Source organism: Allobosea sp. 117 (genome assembly GCF_000702305.1).
Lineage (GTDB): Bacteria > Pseudomonadota > Alphaproteobacteria > Rhizobiales > Xanthobacteraceae > Ancylobacter.
In genome coordinates, this window is sequence record NZ_JNLC01000011.1 from 430,818 (window position 1) to 446,801 (window position 15,984).

Below are 15,984 nucleotides of genomic sequence, written 5' to 3' on the forward strand. Positions count from 1 at the left end.
CCTCGCGCGGCCAGCCTCTCGGCAGACGGCATCACTTCGATTCTGAACTCTAACAAGAGCATCGTGGAGGAAAGACATGAGCAGGGCATTTAGCTTCGTCGACATACCGGAGCGTAGCCAAAAGCCGCGCATGCGGGGGCTGACCTTGGCCCGCGACCTCGGCTTCGGCTACGCCGAGGCGGCCAGCTGGATGGAGGCGGTCGGCGAATTCATCGACTACATCAAGATCCGCCACCTCTTCGTGCTGCTGATGACGGAGAGCCCGGACGATCTGGTGCGCCGCAAGATCAAGCTCTATCGGGACCACGACATCGACGTGAACCCCGGCGGGATCGTGTTCGAGATGGCCTATCTCAGCAATTCCGTCGAGAAGACCTTCGACAAGCTGGTCGAGATGGGCTTCACCGCCGTCGAATGCTCGGAAAACATCATCCCTCTCTCGCTGGACGAGAAGGTGAAATATGTCCGCATGGCCAAGAGCGCAGGGCTCAAGGTGATGTTCGAGGTCGGCGACAAATATCCGGAAGACAAGTTCGACGCGGACATGGCCGCCAAAGAGATGAACACGCTGATCAGCGAAGGCTGCGACCTGTGCATCCTTGAGCGGTCGCAGATCGAGATCTGCCTCGGCCCGAAGGCGGATCAGCCGGAAGCAGAGCAGCTCGTGAAGCTCGCCAAGGAGGTCGGCCTGGAAAAACTGGTCTTCGAGGCGGAGGCCCAGGCCCACCAGGTGTGGCTGTTCCGCACCTTCGGCCCGGACGTCAACCTCGGGCCCAACCTCGACAAGGACGTCATCCCGAAGCTCGAGCCCACCCGCCGCACGCTGAGCCGGGAGGGCGGGTACGATTATCTGATCGACAAGGTCAATCAGCGCGTTCCCGCACAGTGAATTGATCCGGAGAACACGGAGGCGTGCCCGCCAAGCGGCACGCCTCCACCGTGAAATACCAGATTTGAGCCCGGTGAAAGCTTGCAATTCGCGAGGCTTAAGTTAGATTTTGTCAGAAAAAATAAGCTTTCGATGGCTGAAATCTGAATGATGAGGCCTGAAGGGCCGACGGCAAAAAACCGCCGCGGCAAGTGGGAGGAAACCAATGCTTCTGAGCCGTCTCGGTCCGCTTATCATACCCATTTTGGTAATTGGATACTCTGGCTATATGATCGCCGAGCAATATCTCGGCTCCTATCGCGAGAGCAGCCAGAACTACGCCCTGCTGTTGGGCGGCGTGGCCATCCTCTGCGCGCTGATCGTGCTCGCGCGTCTCGCCATGGGCGCCGACGAGGGCGAAGCCGACGATCTGCCGCACGAGCCGGCTCCGCGCTGGCACTATGTGCAACTCATCGCCATCGTCGCGATGATGGCGCTCGCCGTCCTTCTCATACCGGTCATCGGCTACGCCATCACCTTCTTCGTCATGCTGGTGGCTGCCCTGCTGCTGCTCGGCGTCCGCTCGGTTCCCGCCATCCTCGCGATCTCCGTGGGCATGGTCGCCGTCGTCCATTTCGGACTCGTCAAGGAGCTTCAGCTGCCGCTGCCGGCGGGAATCCTCGAGGGAATTCTCTGAGGCCCGAAGCCATCAACGAAATCCTGTCAGGGACGGAGTTCGACAACCATGATGAACGGTGCTTACGACGGCCTGCTCATGCTCCTGGGCGTCATGTGGGTGGTGCCGATCGGCGTCTTCATCGGCATGACCTTCGGCGCGGTGCCGGGCCTCAACAAGAGCGGCATGCTGGCCATCCTGCTGCCCGTGCTGCTCGCCATGTCACCCGAGATGGGCCTCGTCTTTGCGATGAGCCTCTATGCCGGCGGCGAGGTGGGCAACGCCTTCCCCGCGGTCGTGCTGAACATCCCCGGCGACGCCTCGGCCGCGGTCACCGCGCTCGAAGGTTACCAGATGACGCTCAGGGGCGATGGCGCCAAGGCGCTCGGCATGTGCGTCATGGGCTCGACCATCGGCGCAGTGCTCGGCGGCCTGGCCTCGCTGGTCGCCGCGCCCACGCTGGGGGCGATCGCGCTGCGCTTCAGCTACCCGGAAATCTGCATCATCGTGCTGTTCGGCCTCGCCGCCATCGCCCAGGTATCGTCCGGCGGCCTTGCCAAGGGCCTGATGATGGGCTTTGCCGGCATGCTGCTGTCGACGACCGGCACCGACCCGATGTGGGGCACGTTCCGCGGCACGTTCGACTTGGTCTACCTGTTCGACGGCCTGCCGATCATCCCCTGTCTGATCGGTCTGCTCGGCTTCTCCGAGCTGCTCAAGATGATCGAGGGCGGAATCACCGTTAACCGCGTCTCCCAGGCTCGCGAGGTCGGGCTGAAGGGCGTGCTCGCGGGCATGCGCGAGACTTTCCGCTACCCCTTCGACCTGCTGCGCTCCTCCCTGACCGGCATCATCATCGGCATCGTCCCCGGTGCCGGCGGTACCGTCTCGACCTTCCTGTCCTATCAGCAGGCGCTGTCCTGGGCCTCGCCCGAGGCCAAGAAGCAGTTCGGCAAGGGCTCGCCCAACGGCCTGATCGCGGGCGACACCGCGAACAATGCCGATGTCGGCGGCTCCATCGTGCCGCTGATCACGCTCGGCATCCCCGGCAGCTCGGCGGCGGCGGTGCTGCTGGTCATCATGGCCTATCACGGCCTGGAGGTTGGGCCGCGCCTGCTGAGCACGGCGGAGGGAGCGAGCGTCGCCTATGCGATCATCTGGTCGCAGTTCGTCTCCGCCGGCCTGCTTGTGGTGATGGGCGGGCTGCTGGCGACCTTCGCCTACCGGCTGGCGTTCCTCCCCGTCAACACCATGGTCCCGGTCATCATGGTGGCCGCGCTGATCGGCAGCTTCTCGCAGAACCAGTACATCTTCGACATGGGCGTGATGGTCCTCTTCGGCATCATCGGCTTCTTCATGAAGTCGTATGGCTACCCGCCGATCGCACTGCTGCTGGGCATCATTCTCGGACCGATGTTCGAGGAGAACCTTCTGCGCACGCTGCGCCTCGGCGGCGGCACCCCGGAACTGTTCTTCGAGCGCCCGCTCACCCTGTTCCTGTGGCTCCTGCTGTTCCTGACGCTCGGCGCCCGGCCGGCGCTCCAGCTGCTGCGCAACTACCGGAACCGGAGGATCGGAGACCCGGTGAAGGCCCAGCAGTGAACCTTCTCCGACAGACAACAGGCCCGAAACGAAGGCCATGAACAACAGGCCAAATAGGAGGAACACAACATGATTGCCAAATCGCTTGCCTGCTCACTTGCCGGATCGCTTGCCGCCTTCGCCGCGACGGTCTCACTGACCGCCGGCGCCGCTTTCGCCGCGGACAACTGGCCGCCGCCGCAGATGACGATCGTCGTCTCGCACGATGTCGGCTCCAGCCACAACGCCCAGACCCGCGCGCTCGGCGAGGTCTGGGCCGAGAAGCTCGGCACCAAGTTCATCTACGAGAACCGCGACGGGGCGAGCGGCCGCGTCGGCTACGACTACTTCCTCGGCCAGAAGAAGGATGGCTCGGTGATCCTGTCGAGCAATCTCGGCTCCAGCTCGATCATGTACATCCAGCAAAAGCCGAGGTGGAAATACGAGGAGGCCATCTATCCGGTCGGCTCGTTCGGCATCGATCCCGGCGCGATCTTCGTCAAGGACGATTCCCCGTTCAAATCCATGACGGACATCATCGAGACGGCCAAGAAGCGCCCTGTGACCATGGGCATCTCCTACTGGGCGAGCCCCGAGAACCTGCAGATCCATCAGGCGATGGAACAGACCGGCGCCAAGTTCGAGATCATCCCGCACTCCAATTCCGGTGAGATCACGACCCAGGTGCTCGGCGGCCATCTCGAAGTCGGCTATTCGAAGGTCGGCACCTTCACACGCGGCGGCAACGGCCTGCGCATCATCAGCGTCCCGATGCCGACCAACCCCGTTCCCGGCCTGACCAGCAACGCGCCGGCCTTCGACAAGGAGATCGGCACCGACACGCTCCCCATCGCCTCCTATCGCGGCATCCTCGTCCACAAGGCGTTCGCGGACGCCCATCCTGACCGCGTGCAGAAACTGCACGACACGCTCACCGAAGCGCTGAAGGACCCCCGCGTCATCGAAGCCATGAAGAAGACCGGCGTCGACGAAAAGCTGCTCGTCAACATGACCCATGACCAGATCATGAAGGATGTGATCCAGGCGCATTGGGATGCCTTCGCGAAGTACGGAAGCATCTACGACAAGAAGACCAACTGATGCCGTGAAAATCGCGAAGCTGGTGCGGCCCCGTCGCGCCAGCCTTCTTCCAGGCGGCCCAGGAGCGGCCGTTCAACTCGACATGTCCGAGAGATCACGATGGATCGCACCGAACAGCTCTCGCGCTTCCTGCTCTCGGTCCCGGAGATCGAGCTGCCCGACGCCGTCGTCGAGCGCGCGAAGATTCACATCCTCGACACCATCGGCGTGGCGATCGGTGGCTCGCAGACCCCCCATGCCCGCGAGAGCGCGCGGATGATTCGCACGCTCGGATCATCCGGCCACGTCACCGTCATCGCGACCTCCGACACCGCGAACGTCCTGGATGCCGCGTTCCTCAACGGCGTTTCGGCGCACGCCATAGATTTCGACGACGCCCACCGCTTCGTGCATGCCGGCGCCGCCGTAGTGCCGGCCGCCCTCGCCTTCGCCCAATATGCCGGCGCGAGCGGCCGCGACTTCCTCGCCGCGGTGGTCGCCGGCTACGAGGGGTCGGTCCGCACCGCCCTGGCCGGCGGGCCGGCCCATCGCAAGCGCGGCTTCCATCCGACCGGCACCTGCAACGTCGTCGGCGCGGCGGCGAGCGCGGCCGTGCTGATGAAGCTCGATCCCGCCCAGACCGTCTCGGCGATCGGCATCGCCTGCAGCCAGGCCGGGGGCCTCACCCAGTACCGGATAGACGGCGCAGCTACCAAGCATCTCCATGCCGGCTTCGCCGCGCGCGCCGGCGGAGTAGCGGTGCTGCTGGCTCGCGAAGGCCTGCGCGGCGCTGCCGCGGCCATCGACGGCGAACTCGGCTTTCTCAACGTTCTTGCCGATGGCGGCGATCCCGAGCAGCTCACGGCCGGCCTTGGCGAGAGCTTCGCGATCGCTACAACCGACATCAAGCCATTTCCGTCCTGCCGGCAGACCCACGCGCCGGTGGACCTCGCCTTGCGGATCCGCGCCCACGGCGTCCGGCCCGAGGCGATCGAGATGATCGAACTGCGTACCTACGCCTATTGCGACAAGCCCTGGCATGTGACGGCCGAGCCGCCGCAAACCTCTCTCGCGGCCATGCTGAACATCCCCTATTGCACCACCATGGCCTTGGCGAACGGACGACTGACGCTCGAGGACTTTTCCGACGAGGCGCTGCGGCGGCAGGACGTACACGATCTGATGCGGAAGATGCGCGTCGTGGTGGATGACGGGCTCACCGCTGCCTGGCCGGGCGAGCGCGGGGCGATCCTGAACGTGGTCGCGGCGGGCCGCGCCTATTCGGAACAGGCGGCCAATCCGCGCGGCGGCGTCGAGAGCCCGCTCGGCTTTGCGGAGATCGTCACCAAGTTTGAGGGGCTGTCGGTCCCGGTTCTGGGACGGGACAGGACCGACGCCATCGTGCAGGCCGTGCGGACCATCGACACGGCCGCCGATCTCGACGCGCTGTGCGCGCTGCTCTCCTCCAGAGTCGCGCGGCGTCAGCCGCAGCCCGCCTGAAGACTCAAGGCGCGCCCGGCTACGGCCTGGCGCGCCGGTCAATGCGCGAAGTTCAGCACCTTGTCGCCCGGCATCAGCACGCGCATCGGCTTGCCCGCCAGATAGGCCTGGATGTTCTCCACGGTCTGGGTGAAGTAGATGCGGTAATTGTCTTCGGTCACGTAGCCGATATGCGGCGTGAGCACCGCATTGTCGAGACCGCGCAACGGATGCTCCGCTGGCAGCGGTTCGACATCGAACACGTCGAGACCGGCGCCGCCGATACGTCGTCCCTTCAGGGCGCGCACCAACGCCGCCTCGTCGATCAGCGGGCCACGCGAGGTGTTGATGAGATAGGCGTCGCTCTTCATGCGTGCGAGCTCGGCCTCGCCGATCAGGTGGGTCGATTCCGGAGTCAGCGGAACGTGGAGCGTCACCGCGTCCGAACGTTCCAGCAACTCTTCCTTGCTCACTCGCGCCACCCCGGCCTCGGCGGCGCGCTCGGCGGTGAGGTTACGGCTCCAGGCGATCACCTCCATGCCGAAGGCCTGCCCGATCCTGGCAACCGGCAGCCCGATCGTGCCCAGGCCGACGACGCCGAGCGTACGCCCGTTCAGCCCGCGTCCGAGACCGGACTGCCATCCGCCGCCCTGCACCGCGGCGTGCTCGAATGGAATCCGGCGGAACAGGGCCAGGACCAGCCCCCACGTCAGTTCCACCGGAAAGCAGGGGATCGAGGCGGTCGAACAGACAGTGATGCCGAGCTCGGTCGCCGCGGCCAGATCGATCGTATCGGAATTGCGGCGGCCGGTGGCGAGCAGGAGCTTCAGTCGCGGCAGGCGCTCCAGCACCCGCCGCGGGAACTCGGTGCGCTCGCGCATGCGCGATATGGCGTCGAACCCCTCAAGCCGCGCGACCAATGCGTCCTCGTCGTGGAGGTGATCCCGGAACGAGACCACTTCCACCCCCGCCGGCAGGACGCTCCAGTCCGCCATGGACAGGGCGACGGACTGGTAGTCGTCGAGTATCGCGATACGCATGCGCGCCTCCGCCATCGAGACAATCGTATCGATGAACAAAATATCGTATCGCCTGATAAAATAAAAGAACGTAAGTCCCGCCGGACGTCAATTCTCCAGCAGGCGCTTCGGCCGTTCCGTCTTTGGGATTCCGTGGCGAGCCAGGTCCAGCGGCGTCGGGTCCCCGCCGAAGCTGTAGGTGAGGCGGGCCGCGCCCTCCAGAACCGAGCGCGACAGGAACGGGATCGTCTGCTCGTCGAAATGGCTGGTCGGGCCGGAAAGCGAGACCGCCGCCACCAACTGCTGTCCGATCCTGAACACCGGCGCGGCGACGGACGAGATTTCCGGGTGGCGCTCGCCGATGTTGACGGCGATATAGGACTGCCTCAGCCGTTCATACTCCTCACCTTCCCCTCCCGAAAACGCTTCGAGCACGAGACCCGTGCCGCCTGGCCGCAGCGGACGTACGTCGCCCTCGCGCAGATGGGAGCGCAGCGTGTTGGGCGATTCCACCATGAACAGGCAGACGCGGAGGTCCTTCTCGCGAATGAAATAGGCCGCCGTTTCCCCGGTCTCGTTCATCATGTCCTGAAGGACCGGCAGGACATGATCGCTCACGCGGAAGGAGCGCTGATAGACAGCGCCCAGATGGATGGGGTTGGGACCGAGCGAGAAGCGGCCTTCCCCGAGCCGGACGATGTAATTGAACCGTTCGAGCGAGACCATCAGACGAAGGATCGTCGCCTTGTTCAACTTGGTCTTCTCGGAGATCTCCTTGAGCGACATGACCCTCGAGCCGTCCTTGAAGGCCTCGAGAACGAGGAGAGCCCGCTCGACCGCATCAACTCCAGTCGCCATGCCGATACCGCATAAAGGCGGCGCAGACGGACCGGCACGCAGCCCAGCAAAGGACTTGTCGCGGCCGACCCCCGCACCCGCGAAAATCGAGAACAGGGCCGTATAGCAGTCCTGCGTATGTCGTGCATTAGAAGTTTGCGGCCACGCAGACGCTCACCAGACGTAACGTCAAGCTGCGACCACGGCTCGTCCCGCCCAGGCGGACGCGGGCACGAAAACCTCGCCCGCCATAATCTTCCGCGCGGTGCGGATAGCGCCTCCGCTGACGACCTCCATGTTGGCGCCCTGGCCGCGTGTCGCCAGCGCGACATCGATCTGGCCGCTCGGGTGTTCGATCCATACGATCCTGTCGTCCCCGGGCGGCGGATCGGCGACGCCGTCGGCGACCGAGCCGGAAAGCGCCACGCAGCTCGCTACGCAGATCGACCCGGTCACGGCGAAGGCCGCGTGCGTCTTGTGCGGCACGAAATAGCGCGCGGCTACCGCGCCGCCGGCCCGCGGCGGCGCCACCATCGCGATCTTGGGGATCACCTTGCCGGATACATCCCCGAGCCCCATCCGGCGGCCGGCCTCTCGACGCATGGCCTCCAGCCGCGCGAAGAACGACCTGTCGGCATCGAGCTCGGCCGGGGTCTCGTAGCCGGTCTTGCCGAGATCCCGGGCCCGCACGATCATCATCGGCATGGCGACGTCGATGAGCGTGGCCTCGATGCCCTCGACCACGTCGATCGTGTTCCGCGTCGGCAGCATCGAGCCAGTCTTCGAGCCGACAATGTCCATGAAATTGAGACGGACGGCGGCGGCGGTACCGGGCACGCCGTCGATCGTCGTCTCGCCCTCATATTCCACCCGCCCGCCGGGGGTCTGGATGAATGCCTCGATGCGGCTGTCGGTATTGACGTTGTAGATGACGATCCGCGTGACGCCGTCCTGCACCTCGACCATGCCGGTCTCGATTGCGAAGGGACCGACGCCGGCCAGCATGTTGCCGCAGGGCGGCTCGGTATCGACCACCGGCTGGTCCACGGACACCTGCGCGAACAGGTAGTCGACATCGATCCCCGGCCGTTCCGACCGATTGACGATGGCCACTTTGCTGGTGAGCGTGTCCGAGCCCCCGAGACCGTCGATCTGCCGCGGATCGGGGGAGCCCATTGCGGCGAGCAGGACGTTGGTGAGGGTGTCGCGGTCCTCGGGCAGTTCCGAGAGCTTGAAGAACGGCCCCTTCGAGGTGCCGCCCCGCATGACGATGCAGGGAATGCCGACTTGCAGCGTCATTGGACCCGGGCTCCCTGGCAAAGGCACGCCGGCCGCCCGCTTGCCGCCGGGATCTCCAGAAGGTCGAAGCCTTCCGAAATATCCGGCGAGCGGTCGATGGCCCACCAATAGTCGAGAGCCTCGATGGTCCGCGGGCCGCCCAGCACCGGATCGCACAGGCGGGCAAACTTCTCGGCGATTCCGGCATGCGACATCGGACTGGTCTCGTGGCCGGGCGGATTGACGATCTCGGCCTGGTGGAGGCGGCCGGCCTTGTCGCACGCTGTCGCGCGCATGCGGATTGTCTCGGGGAACTCGTTCTGGATATCGTCGGCGACGCGCGCCGATATCAACGCCATCAGCGGGCGGATGGTCGGATCGAGATAGGCGTCCGGCTCGAAGGCCTCCGGGCCGATCGTACCGTGGCGAAGCGTGCTCGCCATGATGTAGGGCAGGCTGTGATCGGCCGTGCCCTGCGTGCGCGGGTCCCATTTGGCGGGTTCGCTGCCGCTCTCGCTCCAGGCCTGCCAATAAGTCTCGACCTCGATCGCGGCGATATTCTCGATTGCGACCTGCCGGCGCAGTTCGATCGCCGCCCACACGGCGAGCTGCATGTTGTACGCTACCGGCCAGTATTTCAGCCTGACGCGGGGCAGGAAGAAGCAGTCCGCCTCATGGCCGAAAGCCGGAAGCTCGATCGGCCCGGAAATCTGCTCGGCCAGTCCGTGGCGCCCGCTGAACGGCGCCTCGGGGCCGGTCATGCCGAGTTGCGCGAGCTGGGTGCAGAAGATCGAGCTGCGCACGGCCGATGCCGTCGCCGCACCCTTCCACATCGAGAGCTGGCCTGCACGCGTGGCGCGCAGCGGCATGTTGTTCACGGTGGCGAGCGCGATGGCATGCCGGGTCACGTCCGGGGTCAGCTTCAGGAGATTGGCGACCGCGGCCGCCGAGGCGCTGCCCACCCCGGCGCCCTGGTCCCATCCGCGCTCCCGGAACTGTGCCGTTCTCTGCAGCCGGATGAAGACCTCGTAGGCGACGACCATCGCCGTGAGCAGATCGCGGCCGGACGCGCCCCTCTGCGCGCCGATGGCGAGCAGCCCGCCGATGGTGTCACTCGGATGAACGCCGGGATAGGTGTCGTTGAAGTCGAGTGTACGGATCATGCAGCTATTCACGAAGCCGGCGGCATCGGCGGCGGCAACCTCGCCCGTGCCGAGCATCCGGCCGGCGAACGCTGGCTGCGCCGGCTGGGTGGCTACTGCGCGCGCCACCTTCACGGTTGGCGTGTCGTGGGCGCCGATCGCGCAGCCGAGCGAATCGATCAGCCGCTCCTTGGCGGCCATCACCACCGGTAGCGGAATGTCGTCAAAAGCGAGTTCCGTCGCGAAGGCGACGAAGCTCTCCAGAATGGCGTCCACGAACGCTACCCCCTGCTGAATTCAGCCTGATATTTTGTTCAATAAAATACGGTTTCACTATTTGCGCAAGAGAAATGAAACCGTATTTTGAACGGCGAATTAGAGGTGGCTGAAATGCCCTCCGGCAGCTAGCTTCGGGAGGGGCCATACGGGCCGGGCCGACAGCGCAGCAGCATTTGCAGGCCGCGACCGATTTCCATGGCCGGCAGCACGTCGGGGGAAGCGGTCGCACAAGGAAGTGGAGCCATCGGCACGGCTTTAGGCGTGACCATTGCGGGCGCGAGATCAGGAGTGTGGGCGCCCAAGGGTGCATACAATCCTCGATCCCTAGAGCGCCCTCGGCTACGGCACGCTAGTCAGTCGATGTGCTGCTGACCTGCTGCCGAAAAACCTCGCCCTGCATCGTCAGTCAGCTTAGCAAGTCGGCAGGGATTGTCGGTCAGGACCGCATGCTCGTCCCGAGGACCCTAACGCGGCAGTCGGCCAGTGGCCGATAACACCTGTTTTGCGGTGAGCCGTCGTTTGGCACTGGACGATGATCAATGGGGACGGACCGCACCGCCGATTGACCTGAGACCCTTTTCTCCTCCGGCTTAGGAGAGAGTCCGGGGGTGATTTGTGGCCTCAGGCGGCCTGGGTTTCTAGCGGGATTGTTGCGGCGAACTCTACGGGGGATTGATTGCCGAGGGTGGATGATGCCACCGGGATGGCTCGGCGCGTTCCCTAGTACGATCTCAGAACCATGCGCGCGGTCGCCGCGTCGGTGACCAGGATGTTGGCGTAGCCGCCCTTCAGCATGCCGGAGATCGCCTCGACCTTCTCCATGCCGCCGCCGATGCAGATGCGCTCCGGCACCTTCAGGAAGTCCTCCAGCGGCATCACGATGTGCCGGGCGTCGATCTCCGTCAGCACCGGATTGCCCTGCCGGTCGAAGAAATAGCCGGAGACGAAGCCGATGGCTCCGCGGCGCTGATATTCGGCGAGGATCGGCTCGGACATGAAGCCGCTGTCCTTGAGCAGGGTCTCGCTGCCCACATGGGTGACGCCGAACAGCGTCTTGGTGCAGGTGCGCAGCAGCCTGAAATGCTGCTCGATGATCGGCTCCTCCATCAGGAGCTGCTTCATCTTCGCGCTGGAGACGATTCCGGGCGCATGCAGGTTGATGCAGCGCCCGCCGACGCGGATGGCGATGTTCGAGGTGCACAGCTCGGGTGAGAAGTCATAGGTGGCGATGGAGCTGCCCGTGACCTGCGCGATGGATGCGCCCGGCAGGTGCAGCGGCGCCAGCGCCTTCGACAGCGACATGACCGTCCGGCCCCAGGCGACGCCCAGCACATCCTCGCCGGTCAGGCGCTGCTCCAGCAGTCGCGCGCCGAAGCGGCCGATCCGGTCGTGGAGGGGCTCCTCCGCGCCCTCGTCGGGAATGATGAAGCACTCATCGATGCCGGTGGCGGCCTCGATGTCGCGTGCCAGCGTCACGCGCTCCATGCGCGAGGGGTCGATCTTGATGTTGACGACCCCCTCGTCGCGCGCGCGCTGCAGCAGGTTGAAGACCGAGGCGCGCGACACGCCGAGCTTCTCGGCGATGTCGTCCTGCTTGAGGCCCTCCTCGTAATAGAGCCACGCCGCCCACAGGACCGGATCGAGGCCGAATTCCGCCGGCACGGCGGGCTGGCGCCGGGGACGGCGCAACTGCGTCTCATGTGGCTCGCCCATCGATGCCCCTCCCTTGTCGCGCCACGCCATCACCTCCGGCGAGTGCCGGCGGGTCGCGATTCTTCGCTTCTTCTAGCGGATTTCGGGCCTTCCGGCACCGTTTCGGCATTTTTCAGATGGTCATGAAAAACGATATTGACAAACGTCATAGTCAATTGAAATATGCCAGCAACAAGCAAGAGACATCCCCGGGAGGGAACACCGGCATGAATCGCCCCGTGATGGTGCGCGAGACCACCCGCGCGCCCTGGACCGATCTGATCGACGACGTGATCGCGGGCCGCTGGATCAGCCCCGATACCGGGCGCCCCGCCGAGGTTCCCTTCGCCTGCGTAGTGATCGCCGACGATCTGGACGGCGCCCATGCCGATCTCGTTCGCCGCAACATGCCGGCGACGCGCTATGCGGTGGTCGCCGACCGCGACACCTGGGACGCGCAGGGCGTCGCCGTCGCCGCCGCGCTCGGCGCCTCGGCCGTCGGCGTCGTGCTCGATCATCCCCATGCCGACGAGGCGCAGGTGGCGGCGCTGCAGGAGAAGACGCGCGGCGCCGACGCGCTGGTCGCGGTAGGCTCCGGCACCGTCAACGACCTGTGCAAATACGCCACCGCGAAGGATGGCCGGCCCTATTGCGTGTTCGGCACCGCGCCGTCGATGAACGGCTACACCTCGACGACGGCCTCCATCACCCTCTCGTCCGGCCTGAAGACGACGCAGAACGCCCACGCGGCCCGCGGCGTCTTCATCGATCTGGCGGTGAATGCCTCCGCCCCCGCCTATCTGATCGCGGCGGGGCTGGGCGACAGCCTGTGCCGCTCGACCGCGCAGGTGGACTGGTATTTTTCCAACCGGATGTTCGGCACCACCTATTGCGAGGCGCCTTATGCGCTGCAGGACGCCGACGAGCGCGCCCTTCTGGCCCGCTCGGCCGAGCTCGCCGAGGGGGACCGGGAAGCGGTGGGCTATCTGCACCGTCTGCTCACCCTGACCGGCTTCGGCATCTCCGTCGCCCGCATGAGCCATCCCGGCTCCATGGGTGAGCATCAGATCTCGCACTGGATCGACAGCTTCGCCGGCGACCGTCACCCCGGCACGGTGCACGGGCAGCAGGTGGGCGTAACCTCCGTCACCATGGCGCGGCTGCAGGAGCGGATCCTCTCGCGGAAGCAGGCGCCGGTGATCCATCCCGTTGCCGTCGACGAGGACGCCCTGCGCCGGCGCTATCCGCCCGCGGCGGTCGAGGCCTGTATCGCGGCGAGCCGCGCCAAGGCGCTCGATGAAGCCGGCTGCGAAGCCTTCAACGCCCGCCTCGCCCTGCTCTGGCCGGACCTGCGCGCCCGGCTCCTCGACATGTCGGTTCCCTCGGCCGTGCTGGCGGAGCACCTGCGCGCGGCGGGCGGGGCGGCGACGGCGCGCGAGCTTGGCATCGACCTCGACCTCTACCGCGACGCGCTGCGCTACAGCCCGGAGATGCGCGACCGCTATTCCTTCCTCGATCTGGCGGCCGGCATGGGCATCCTCGAGGATTTCATCGCGGAGGAAGGACGATGAGCCTGCGCCCGCTCTCCGCCCTCGACGCGTCGGCGCTGTCCGGCATCGCCGCGGTCTTCACCGACATTGACGACACGCTGACCTGCGAGGGGCGCCTGCCGGCGGCCGCCTATGAGGCACTGGAGCGGCTCGACGCCGCGGGCCTTGCTGTGGTGCCGATCACCGGCCGCCCGGCCGGCTGGTGCGACATGATCGCCCGGTTCTGGCCGGTCGCCGGCGTGGTCGGCGAGAACGGCGCCTTCTATTTCTCCTATCGCCGGGAGCAGAAGCGCATGATCCAGCGCTTCTTCGCCACCGATGAGGAGCGCCGGCGCAACCGCGCCCGCCTTTCCGAACTGCGGGAGATCATCCTGCGCGAGGTTCCGGGCACCGGCATCGCCTCGGACCAGCTCTACCGCGAGGCCGACCTCGCCATCGACGTCTGCGAGGATGTTCCCCCGCTGCCGAGGGAATCGGTCGACCGGGTGCTCGACCTGTTCGCCTCGGCGGGAGCGGTGGCCAAGCTGTCGTCGATCCACGTCAATGGCTGGTTCGGCGATTACGACAAGCTGGCGATGAGCCGGATCTTCGCCCACGACATTCTCGGTCTCGACCTCGACGACGACCGCGGGCGCATCGTCTTCGTCGGCGACAGTCCGAATGACGGCCCGATGTTCGACTTCTTCCCGCTCTCCTTCGGCGTCGCCAACGTGCTCGACTTCAAGGACACGGAGCCGCACCTGCCGAGCTTCGTCGCCCGAGGGCGGGGCGGAGAGGGCTTCGTCGAGGTCGCCGACCTGGTTCTCGCCGCCCGCGACGGCGCGCCGGAAACTCTCGGCCATGGAGTGCGCCACCATGGTTGAGACGGCGCTCACCGGCGGAACCGATGTCTACGACCTCGCCATCATCGGCGGTGGCATCAATGGCTGCGGCATCGCGCGCGACGCGGCGGGGCGCGGGCTGAAGGTCTTCCTGTGTGAGCGCGGCGATCTCGGCGGCGCCACCTCATCAGCCTCCACCAAGCTGTTGCATGGCGGGCTGCGCTATCTGGAGCACTACGAGTTCCGGCTGGTGCGCGAGGCGCTGGAGGAGCGCGAGGTGCTGTGGGGCATCGCCCCGCACATCGTGCGCCCGCTGCGCTTCGTGCTGCCCCACGTGCCGCAGATGCGCCCGCGCTGGATGCTGCGGCTGGGGCTGTTCCTCTACGACCATCTCGGCGGCCGCAAGGCGCTGCCAGGCACGAGCACGGTCGACTTCGCCTCCAGCCCGATCGGCGAGGGGCTGAAGCCGGGCCTGTCCGTCGGTTTCGAATATTCCGACTGCTGGGTGGAGGATAACCGCCTCGTGGTGCTGAATGCCCGCGACGCGGAGCGCCACGGCGCGCGGATTCTCACCCGCAGCGCCTGCACCGCGGCCCGCTCGGATGCGCAGGGATGGACGCTGACCGTCGAGGGCGCCGGCGGCGCCCGGCGCACGGTGCGCGCGCCGGTCCTGGTCAACGCCGCCGGGCCGTGGGCGGGGGATGTGGTGAGCAACCTCGCCGGCCGTTCACCCAAGGGGCGCACGCGCATGGTGCAGGGCTCGCACATCGTGGTGCGCAAGCTCTATCGGCACGACCGCTGCTTCATCTTCCAGAACAGCGACGGGCGGATCGTCTTCACCATCCCCTATGAGCAGGACTTCACCCTCATCGGCACCACCGACCGGGACTATACCGGCGACCTTGCCCATGTGCGGGCGAGCGACGAGGAGGTTTCCTATCTCTGCCGCGCCGCGAGCGGCTATTTCGCCCGGCCGGTGTCGGAGCGCGACGTGGTGTGGCACTATTCCGGCGTGCGTCCGCTCTATGACGATGGCGCCGGCGCGGCGCAGGCCGCGACCCGCGATTATGTGCTCGAACTCGATGCGGCCGGTGGGGCGCCGATGGTGTCGATCTTTGGCGGCAAGATCACCACCTACCGCCGCCTCGCCGAAGCCGTTCTCGACAGGATCTCCCCGCTCTACGCTCCGCAACTGCGGGAGCAGATCGCCGACCGGCGCGGCTGGACCGGACGCGCGGCGCTGCCCGGCGGCGATTTCCCCATGCAGGCGTTCGACGCGCTCCGGCGCGAGCTGAGCGAGGACTATCCGTTCCTCGCCCCGCGCGAGGCGGTGCGCCTCGCCCGCTACTACGGCACCGAGGCGGCGGCGATCCTGGGCAAGGCCACGAAGCCATCGGATCTCGGCCGCCATTTCGGTGGCGGGCTGACCGAGGCGGAGATCGAGCACATGCGCCGCAACGAATGGGCGACGACCAGCGACGATATCCTCTGGCGGCGCAGCAAGCTCGGCCTGCATCTCTCCAAGGAGCAGGTCCGGGACATGGACCAGTATCTCGACGGCCTCTCGCAGGTCGCCTGAACGCAGAAAGTCGCCTGAACGCAGAAGGACGACGCAGACACCACGCCTAACGCGGCCCAGCCAGCCGCACCGAGACAAAGAAGGGCGGCACAAGCCGCCTGAC

General features: G+C 66.2%; 13 protein-coding genes. 8 read left to right on the forward strand and 5 right to left on the reverse strand.

Annotated elements, in window-relative coordinates:
* The first annotated feature begins 76 nt into the window (after positions 1 to 76).
* The 5 genes from U742_RS0108760 to U742_RS22480 all read left to right on the forward strand — a co-directional run bounded on the left by U742_RS0108760 (position 77) and on the right by U742_RS22480 (position 5,705).
* A complete protein-coding gene (locus tag U742_RS0108760) occupies positions 77 to 889 on the forward strand; it encodes a phosphosulfolactate synthase (protein ID WP_081852904.1) in 813 nt (270 codons plus the stop codon).
* Positions 890 to 1,094: 205 nt separating this feature from the next.
* Positions 1,095 to 1,565: a tripartite tricarboxylate transporter TctB family protein gene (locus tag U742_RS0108765; RefSeq protein ID WP_081852905.1), complete on the forward strand. Its 471-nt coding sequence runs from the start codon at positions 1,095 to 1,097 to the stop codon at positions 1,563 to 1,565.
* A gap of 48 nt (positions 1,566 to 1,613) precedes the next feature.
* Positions 1,614 to 3,146 (forward strand): tripartite tricarboxylate transporter permease, encoded by a 1,533-nt coding sequence (locus tag U742_RS0108770; RefSeq protein ID WP_029352120.1) that lies wholly within the window; start codon positions 1,614 to 1,616, stop codon positions 3,144 to 3,146.
* A 69-nt stretch (positions 3,147 to 3,215) separates the two neighbouring features.
* The gene (locus U742_RS0108775; RefSeq protein WP_029352122.1) at positions 3,216 to 4,226 is read left to right on the forward strand and encodes a Bug family tripartite tricarboxylate transporter substrate binding protein; all 1,011 of its coding nucleotides are present in this window, start codon (positions 3,216 to 3,218) and stop codon (positions 4,224 to 4,226) included.
* A 99-nt stretch (positions 4,227 to 4,325) separates the two neighbouring features.
* On the forward strand, positions 4,326 to 5,705 hold the full coding sequence (locus tag U742_RS22480; RefSeq protein WP_051660963.1) for an MmgE/PrpD family protein: 1,380 nt from the start codon (positions 4,326 to 4,328) through the stop codon (positions 5,703 to 5,705).
* 38 nt (positions 5,706 to 5,743) lie between these two features.
* Here the strand turns inward: U742_RS22480 and U742_RS0108785 are convergent, their stop codons facing one another.
* From U742_RS0108785 to U742_RS0108805, 5 genes are all read right to left on the reverse strand, one after another.
* Complete coding sequence (locus U742_RS0108785; protein ID WP_029352127.1) at positions 5,744 to 6,724, reverse strand: D-2-hydroxyacid dehydrogenase family protein; 981 nt, start codon at positions 6,722 to 6,724, stop codon at positions 5,744 to 5,746.
* Between the two features lie 87 nt (positions 6,725 to 6,811).
* Positions 6,812 to 7,561 carry an IclR family transcriptional regulator gene (locus U742_RS0108790; protein WP_029352129.1) on the reverse strand — a complete coding sequence of 250 codons (750 nt, stop codon included), beginning with the start codon at positions 7,559 to 7,561 and terminating at the stop codon, positions 6,812 to 6,814.
* A 168-nt stretch (positions 7,562 to 7,729) separates the two neighbouring features.
* A complete protein-coding gene (locus tag U742_RS0108795) occupies positions 7,730 to 8,839 on the reverse strand; it encodes a 4-oxalomesaconate tautomerase (protein ID WP_029352132.1) in 1,110 nt (369 codons plus the stop codon).
* The gene (locus U742_RS0108800) at positions 8,836 to 10,236 is read right to left on the reverse strand and encodes an MmgE/PrpD family protein (RefSeq protein ID WP_051660965.1); all 1,401 of its coding nucleotides are present in this window, start codon (positions 10,234 to 10,236) and stop codon (positions 8,836 to 8,838) included. Before U742_RS0108800 ends, U742_RS0108795 begins: the two co-directional genes overlap by 4 nt.
* A 723-nt stretch (positions 10,237 to 10,959) precedes the next feature.
* The gene (locus U742_RS0108805; RefSeq protein ID WP_051660966.1) at positions 10,960 to 11,952 is read right to left on the reverse strand and encodes a sugar-binding transcriptional regulator; all 993 of its coding nucleotides are present in this window, start codon (positions 11,950 to 11,952) and stop codon (positions 10,960 to 10,962) included.
* Positions 11,953 to 12,158: 206 nt separating this feature from the next.
* Between U742_RS0108805 and U742_RS0108810 the strand changes: the two genes are divergently transcribed.
* Genes U742_RS0108810 through glpD form a run of 3 tightly spaced genes read left to right on the forward strand, consistent with a single transcriptional unit; the run spans position 12,159 to position 15,881 of the window.
* The gene (locus U742_RS0108810) at positions 12,159 to 13,502 is read left to right on the forward strand and encodes an iron-containing alcohol dehydrogenase (protein WP_051660967.1); all 1,344 of its coding nucleotides are present in this window, start codon (positions 12,159 to 12,161) and stop codon (positions 13,500 to 13,502) included.
* On the forward strand, positions 13,499 to 14,344 hold the full coding sequence (locus U742_RS0108815) for an HAD-IIB family hydrolase (protein ID WP_156034171.1): 846 nt from the start codon (positions 13,499 to 13,501) through the stop codon (positions 14,342 to 14,344). Before U742_RS0108810 ends, U742_RS0108815 begins: the two co-directional genes overlap by 4 nt.
* Entirely contained in the window at positions 14,337 to 15,881 is a 1,545-nt protein-coding gene (gene glpD, locus U742_RS0108820; protein WP_029352143.1) for a glycerol-3-phosphate dehydrogenase, read from the forward strand. The genes U742_RS0108815 and glpD overlap by 8 nt, the downstream gene beginning before the upstream one ends.
* Positions 15,882 to 15,984: the final 103 nt, after the last annotated feature.

Coding starts and splice junctions, on each gene's coding strand:
- U742_RS0108760 (WP_081852904.1), top strand. CDS start 77: ATGAGCAGGGCATTTAGCTTCGTCGACATACCGGAGCGTAGCCAAAAG.
- U742_RS0108765 (WP_081852905.1), top strand. CDS start 1,095: ATGCTTCTGAGCCGTCTCGGTCCGCTTATCATACCCATTTTGGTAATT.
- U742_RS0108770 (WP_029352120.1), top strand. CDS start 1,614: ATGATGAACGGTGCTTACGACGGCCTGCTCATGCTCCTGGGCGTCATG.
- U742_RS0108775 (WP_029352122.1), top strand. CDS start 3,216: ATGATTGCCAAATCGCTTGCCTGCTCACTTGCCGGATCGCTTGCCGCC.
- U742_RS22480 (WP_051660963.1), top strand. CDS start 4,326: ATGGATCGCACCGAACAGCTCTCGCGCTTCCTGCTCTCGGTCCCGGAG.
- U742_RS0108785 (WP_029352127.1), bottom strand. CDS start 6,724: ATGCGTATCGCGATACTCGACGACTACCAGTCCGTCGCCCTGTCCATG.
- U742_RS0108790 (WP_029352129.1), bottom strand. CDS start 7,561: ATGGCGACTGGAGTTGATGCGGTCGAGCGGGCTCTCCTCGTTCTCGAG.
- U742_RS0108795 (WP_029352132.1), bottom strand. CDS start 8,839: ATGACGCTGCAAGTCGGCATTCCCTGCATCGTCATGCGGGGCGGCACC.
- U742_RS0108805 (WP_051660966.1), bottom strand. CDS start 11,952: ATGGGCGAGCCACATGAGACGCAGTTGCGCCGTCCCCGGCGCCAGCCC.
- U742_RS0108810 (WP_051660967.1), top strand. CDS start 12,159: ATGAATCGCCCCGTGATGGTGCGCGAGACCACCCGCGCGCCCTGGACC.
- U742_RS0108815 (WP_156034171.1), top strand. CDS start 13,499: ATGAGCCTGCGCCCGCTCTCCGCCCTCGACGCGTCGGCGCTGTCCGGC.
- glpD (WP_029352143.1), top strand. CDS start 14,337: ATGGTTGAGACGGCGCTCACCGGCGGAACCGATGTCTACGACCTCGCC.